Consider the following 5,859-nt stretch of genomic DNA (forward strand, 5'->3'; position numbering starts at 1 on the left):
CAATGCAATTGCCGTCGGACGGATCGATCAGGCATGACGAGCCGATACCGTTCTCTCCGGTCAGGATTGCCGCCACCCGGGTGCCGTCCCAACCGATCAACTCGGCGGTACCGTCCTCCTGGTGGTCGATTCGCCACGCCGACGGATCGTCGGGATCGGTTGTCACTACCCAAATCTGGGTGCAGGTGCCGCCTTCGGGTGCGACCTGGCAGGCGAGCCAGTGGTCGTCGGGGGAGTGGATCACCCGGGTGACCGGACCGTCGACCGGCAGTACGACATCGCGGGAGGAGCTGGCTCGCCAGCCGTGCAGGAAGCGCTGGACCGCGCGCGGATAGCCGCCGTCGTCGACGATGTGCGCAAAGACCTTCGCATCCGCGGACAGTGAGGCGCCGTAGTTGGCCCGCAGCTGCCGTCCGATCACGTCAGCCCGCCATGCTTTGCAGCCACATCTCCAGCACCGCAAGCTGCCAGAGCGCGTTGGAGCCCAGCGTGGTGCGGGTGCGGTTCGGCTCAGCCAGCAGCGCATTCACCGTTTCAGCGCGGTACAGCCCCCGCGCACGCGCAGCCTTGTCGCTCAACGCATCCCGAACCATGTCCAGCATCGGTCCGTCCAAATGCCGAATGCCCGGCACCGGAAAATAGCCTTTGGTGCGGTCGATCACCTGCGACGGCAGCAGGTCCCGCGCCGCGGCTTTGAGCACGCCCTTGCCGTCCGAGGCCAACTTCAATTCCGGAGGGCAGGTGGCGGCCAGCTCGACGAAGTCGTGGTCCAAAAACGGCACTCGTGCCTCCAGCCCCCACGCCATGGTCATGGTGTCGACGCGCTTGACAGGGTCTTCGACCAGCATCACCTGAGTGTCGAGCCGCAGCGCGGCGTCCACGGCGGTTTCGGCGCCGGGCGCAGACTGGTGCGCGGTCGCGAACTCGCGGCTGACGTCTACGTCGATTCCGTACTCGGGTGCAAAGATTTTCAACACGTCGGCGTGGCTGCGGTCGAAAAACACCTTGGCGTAGGCCTCGGTGGTCTGCTCGCGTGCGACGTTGGCCAGCGGCGGATACCAGTTGTATCCGCCCAAAATCTCGTCGGCGCCCTGTCCGGACTGCACCACCTTGACCGATTTGCTCACTTCCTCTGACAGCAGATAGAACGCTACGCAGTCGTGGCTGACCATCGGTTCACTCATGGCGGCAATGCTTTTCGGCACTGCGGGCAACAGCCGCGAGCTGTCGATATGGATTTTGTGATGGTTGGTGTCGAAGGCCTTAGCGATCAGATCCGAGTAGGCGTACTCATCGCCCGATTCGCCGCCCGCGGAGTCGAACCCGATTGAGAACGTGGCCAGGCCGTGCTGCCCCTGTTCGGCCAGCAGCGCCACCACAATCGAGGAGTCGATGCCTCCGGAGAGCAACACTCCGACCGGCACGTCGGCGACCATCCGTCGGTGTACCGCCGTGCGCAGCGCGTCCATCACGGCGTCCTGCCAGTCACGTTCGGACCAGGATGCGCGGTCGGGGTCGCGCTCGAAGGCGGGGTTCCAGTAGACGGTGTCGGTATGGGTGCCGTCGGGCTGGATAACCCGCACGGTGGCCGGCGGCAATTTGCGCACTCCTTGGTAGATCGTGCGCGGCGCGGGCACCACCGAGTGAAAGCTCATGTAGTGGTGCAGCGCATGGCGGTCCAGTTCGGTGTTCACTTCGCCGGCGTCCAGCAGCGCGCGCACCGCGGAGGCGAACCGCAACCGGCCGGGGGTTTGGGCGAGGTACAGCGGCTTGATGCCCAGCCGGTCACGGGCCAGCGTCACCACGCCGGAGTCGCGGTCGGCGATCGCGAATGCGAACATCCCCTTGAAGCGTTCGACGCAGCGGGTCCCCCAGCGGTGGAACGCTTTGATCACAACCTCGCTGTCGGCAGTCGAAAAGAATTGGTAGCCAAACTTTTCCAGCTCCCGGCGGAGATCCTGGTAGTTGTAGATGCAGCCGTTGAAAACCAGTGTCAGCCCAAGTGCGCTGTCCACCATCGGCTGGGCGCCGCGCGTGGACAGGTCGATAATCGACAGCCTGCGGTGTCCCAGCGCTACCGGCCCGTATGCCACCAGGCCGTCGGAGTCCGGGCCGCGTGACCGCATCGCGTCGGCCATCCGGGCCACCGCAGCCACATCCGCCGATCGCCCGTCGAACCGGATCTCACCGCCGATACCGCACATCGTGGCCGCTCCCTCAGGCCGGTATCGTCGTCTGCCGACCGCGCTGTTCTGCCGCGCCGGTCATCGGTTGAGTCAAAATCCACGTGTCCTTACTGCCGCCTCCGGCCGACGAGTTGACGATCCGTGATCCTCTGCTCGCCACCCGTGTCAGCGCGGCGGGCGCCACGTGCGCCGATACCGAGCCACCGGGGCGTGCGCGCAAGTGTACGAAGGCACGCAGGTCGACGTGATGCGGGTACAGGCCTTCCCCGTCGAATGTCGGGTGCGTTGACAGCGCGATCAACTCCTGGGCTATGAACCGCTCCGGCTGCAGTGTCATTTCGCGGCGGCGAGCCTCCAGCGCGGCATCACTGGCGTCGGGACCGATCAGCACGCCGCTGCCACCGAGGCCATCGATTGGCTTGACCACCAACTCCGACAGGTGGCTCAGCACGTAGTCGCGCTGGTCACGTTCGGCGCAGATCCAGGTGTGCACTTGCGGCAGCAGCGGCTTCTCGCCAAGGTAGTACTCGATCATCGCGGGCACGTGCGCGTAGATCGCCTTGTCGTCGGCAACCCCGTTGCCGAGTGCGTTCACGACGGTCAGATTGCCGCCGATTACCGCGTTGAGCAATCCGGTCCGCAGCGGCCCGCCGTCGTAACCGGTCGAGGACAACAGCATGTCTTCGTCCATCCGGGCATAGATGACATCGACAGGTCGTGTTCCGGTGCCGATGTGACGCACCAGCCGGCGGTCTCGCACCGACAGGTCGGACGGCTGCACCAACGGGACACCCATTTCGTCCGCCAGGAACCGGTGCTCGAACCAGGCGGAATCTTTCCAGCCGGCGGACAGCAGCGCGACGGCCGGTTCACCGGTTGTGTGCGGTGGAGCCGCCGCGGAGAGGGTTTCCAGCAACATCTGGGGGACGCGGTCGAGCTCGGCGATTTCCTCGGGAGGCCGCAGTTCGGGTAGGTACTTTCGCAACAACCGGCGGTTGGCGATCGCATATGCCACCCCCGACGGCACCCGCAGGTTGTCTTCCAGCACTAGCCAGTGGCCGTCGCCGTCGCAGGCCAGATCGGTTCCGCTGATGTGCGCGTGCACGGTGTCACCGGCCAGTCGGCCGGTCGAACGGAACCCGGGCGCCCGGTCGAGGGTCTCCATGCCGATTACCCCGTCGGCGAGAATCTGCTGACCGGAATAGATGTCGCGCAGGAATGCGTCCAGCGCGCGGGCGCGCTGCCCGAGTCCGGCAGTCAACCGGGCCCATTCGTCCGCGGCAACCACGCGAGGCACCAGGTCAAGCGGGAACACCTGGGCGCGGCTTTGACCGGTGACCCGAAACGTGATGTCTTCGGCGCGCTGTTCCTGCTCGATAGCGCCCTCCCGGGACCGCAAGGCGGCCGCACCGAGACTCGCCATCGTCTCAAGCACTTCGGCGTAGGGGCGCCGCGGACGACCGCCGCCCACTGCTTCGTCGTAACTGGCGAACACGTCGGCTGCCAGGCCCTGGCCCGACCGGGCGGTGGGCTGGTAGCCGAAGAGCAGATTGCGATCGTCGCCGAGCGCCACACCGGCGCTCCGCCAGCCTTCGGCGGTCTCGGCTATCAACTGGTCGACAACGTCGGTGAGCCGGCCGCGGCGGCGCAGCGCGCGGCGCTGGCGCGCCGACGACGTACCGGCGACGAGTGCCTGCCGGGCCAGCTCGTCGGTGATCTCCCAGTCGCCGGTCGCCTCGAGCTGTGGACGCAACGAGCAGACCAGGTCGCGTACTACATCACCCGCGGGGCGGGCACGCGGCTGGCTGAGGTCGACTAGCACACCTTCTAGCCCGGAGCGCGCTGCACGCCACAGTGCGGCCCGGCCCAGCGTCGGTGCGCTCACCATCGGCGGCGCACCCGCCCGCAAGCCCTCGACCTCACGCTGCACCAGAGCACGAAATAGACCGGCTATCAACACGATGGTGTCCACCAACGGGCAGCTGTCGCATACCCGAAGTTCCAATGTCGGTGCCGCATTGGACGGGCGAACATCGAAGTAGACCATGCCGGGGTCGCTGATCACTCCGCTTGCGATCAGATCGGACACCAGCTTGTCGTACTCAGCAGCGGAATATACCGGTGGCGCAGGGCCGGTGGTGGGCCAACGCTGCCAGACCAGGGTGCGCGCGCTGGAGTAGCCGGTGTCGGCGCCGTCGGCCCAAAACGGAGAGCTGACGGAAAGGGCCAGCAGCGTCGGCAGGTGCGGTGCGATCCGGTTGGCCACCTTGACGGCGACGTCGCGGTCTTCGACCCCGACATGAACCTGGGTGCCGCAGATCAGCTGTTCGCGCGCCAACAGCTGGTAGTCGGCCAGCATCTGCCGGTACCTGGCGGTCTGGGTGACTTGCATTTCGGCCGGCACCGACAGCGGCATCGCGCCGGCCGCCACTACCCCGATGCCGAGTTCGGTTGCCGTGTCGACCAGCACGCGCCGATGGCGCACCAGGTCGTCGCGCAGGCCGTCCAGGGTGTCGAAAACCCCGCTACTGACCTCGACGACGCAGCACTGCAACTCGGCGACGAAGTCGTCGGACAGTACGTCCAGCAACTCGGGCGCGCGGGCGGTCAGGCGCCTCGTCTTCAGATCGACGAGGTGAAACTCCTCTTCGACACCCATGGTTCGCGGCGGCTCGCGTCGCACTCAGCAATGTTAAGCACAAGCGGAGCGTTCCGCTTCGTAACCGACGCCAAAACGTCTTTCCGCCCGGGGGCGACTTCAGTCCCGCCAACGGCGTTACCCAGCGGAAACAACGCGGAAACAATTATGGTGCCACCAGGAGGATTTGGCCCACCTCGCAGCAGGTTTGCCGAGAAGCCTTGACTGCCAATGTAATACAATGTAGATCGTCGTCTGGACAGCACTGTTCAGCGAATTACCAAGCGCGCTTATATGTTTCGGAGATTCCGAGAGCCGACAGGGTCCAGTGGGTCCGTTGCCGATCTCGTCGTCGGCAACCGCGGGGCCGTGGATTGGCTGGTGTCCTGCCACGTGTCTACCGCCGCGACGGGTCTTGTGCCGCGGCCGCCGGGCAAATAGCGGCTGCGGGTTCTGGCCGGGGCTCCCACCGCGATGTCGACGGTCAGCGCGGCGCTCGAGGGGGTTCACTCGCCGGTCTCCGGCGGCGCCCACGGCGCGCTGACGGGCCCGTCTCCGAAGCGCTGACCTGCGTAAACGGCCCGGTAAGGGATCAACTGGTATGTTCGCCGTTTGTCGCGGCCGTAGCGGGGTAAAGTCCGGGCATGACGGTACGACCGGCTACCCGCTATCCCGGCCCCACGATGGCCAGCCGCGTCAGATGGTTGCTGCGGGCGCGTCCCGCCGACTACATGCTGGCGTTAAGCGTTGCATCAGCTTCGCTGCCGGTGGTGGGTAAGCATTTGGAGCCGCTGGGCGGCGTGACCGCAATGGGCGTCTGGGGCTGCCGGATACTGCCGGAATTCGCCTCAACCACCGCCAAGGCGTGGCTCACGCCCGGTATCAGCGAGATCCGTCGCCGCGACCGCGACAAAACTCAAGCGGTCTCCGAAGCCGCGCTGCTCGGAATCATCCCCAGCGACGCCCTGGCCATCGACTGGCCCGCCCCGCGGCGGACCCCGCCGATTTGGCGGGCGCTGGAACATCGCCGCCACC

The 5,859-nt window shown here is 66.4% G+C and carries 2 protein-coding genes and 3 pseudogenes; 1 reads left to right on the top strand and 4 read right to left on the bottom strand.

The genetic code is table 11. From position 1 onward, the window contains the following. From ACFE99_RS21835 to ACFE99_RS21850, 4 genes and pseudogenes are all read right to left on the bottom strand, one after another. Positions 1 to 421 (bottom strand): annotated as a pseudogene (locus ACFE99_RS21835) (S9 family peptidase); the annotation flags it as partial. A gap of 1 nt (position 422) precedes the next feature. Continuing rightward, positions 423 to 2,204, bottom strand: a complete 1,782-nt coding sequence (locus ACFE99_RS21840) for an N-acetylglutaminylglutamine amidotransferase (RefSeq protein ID WP_375488499.1) — start codon at positions 2,202 to 2,204, stop codon at positions 423 to 425. Between the two features lie 13 nt (positions 2,205 to 2,217). Further along, positions 2,218 to 3,609 (bottom strand): circularly permuted type 2 ATP-grasp protein, encoded by a 1,392-nt coding sequence (locus tag ACFE99_RS21845; RefSeq protein ID WP_375488501.1) that lies wholly within the window; start codon positions 3,607 to 3,609, stop codon positions 2,218 to 2,220. A 126-nt stretch (positions 3,610 to 3,735) separates the two neighbouring features. After that, positions 3,736 to 4,845: pseudogene (locus ACFE99_RS21850) on the bottom strand (glutamate--cysteine ligase); the annotation flags it as partial. A 623-nt stretch (positions 4,846 to 5,468) separates the two neighbouring features. On the opposite strand from ACFE99_RS21850, the pseudogene ACFE99_RS21855 reads away from it, so the two are divergent. Further along, positions 5,469 to 5,859 (top strand): annotated as a pseudogene (locus ACFE99_RS21855) (alpha/beta hydrolase); the annotation flags it as partial.

It is taken from the genome of uncultured Mycobacterium sp. (genome assembly GCF_964249325.1).
Classification (GTDB): Bacteria; Actinomycetota; Actinomycetes; order Mycobacteriales; family Mycobacteriaceae; genus Mycobacterium.

Excerpts from the sequence above, each read along its gene's own strand:
- ACFE99_RS21840 (WP_375488499.1), bottom strand. The coding sequence starts at position 2,204 with ATGTGCGGTATCGGCGGTGAGATCCGGTTCGACGGGCGATCGGCGGAT.
- ACFE99_RS21845 (WP_375488501.1), bottom strand. The coding sequence starts at position 3,609 with ATGGCGAGTCTCGGTGCGGCCGCCTTGCGGTCCCGGGAGGGCGCTATC.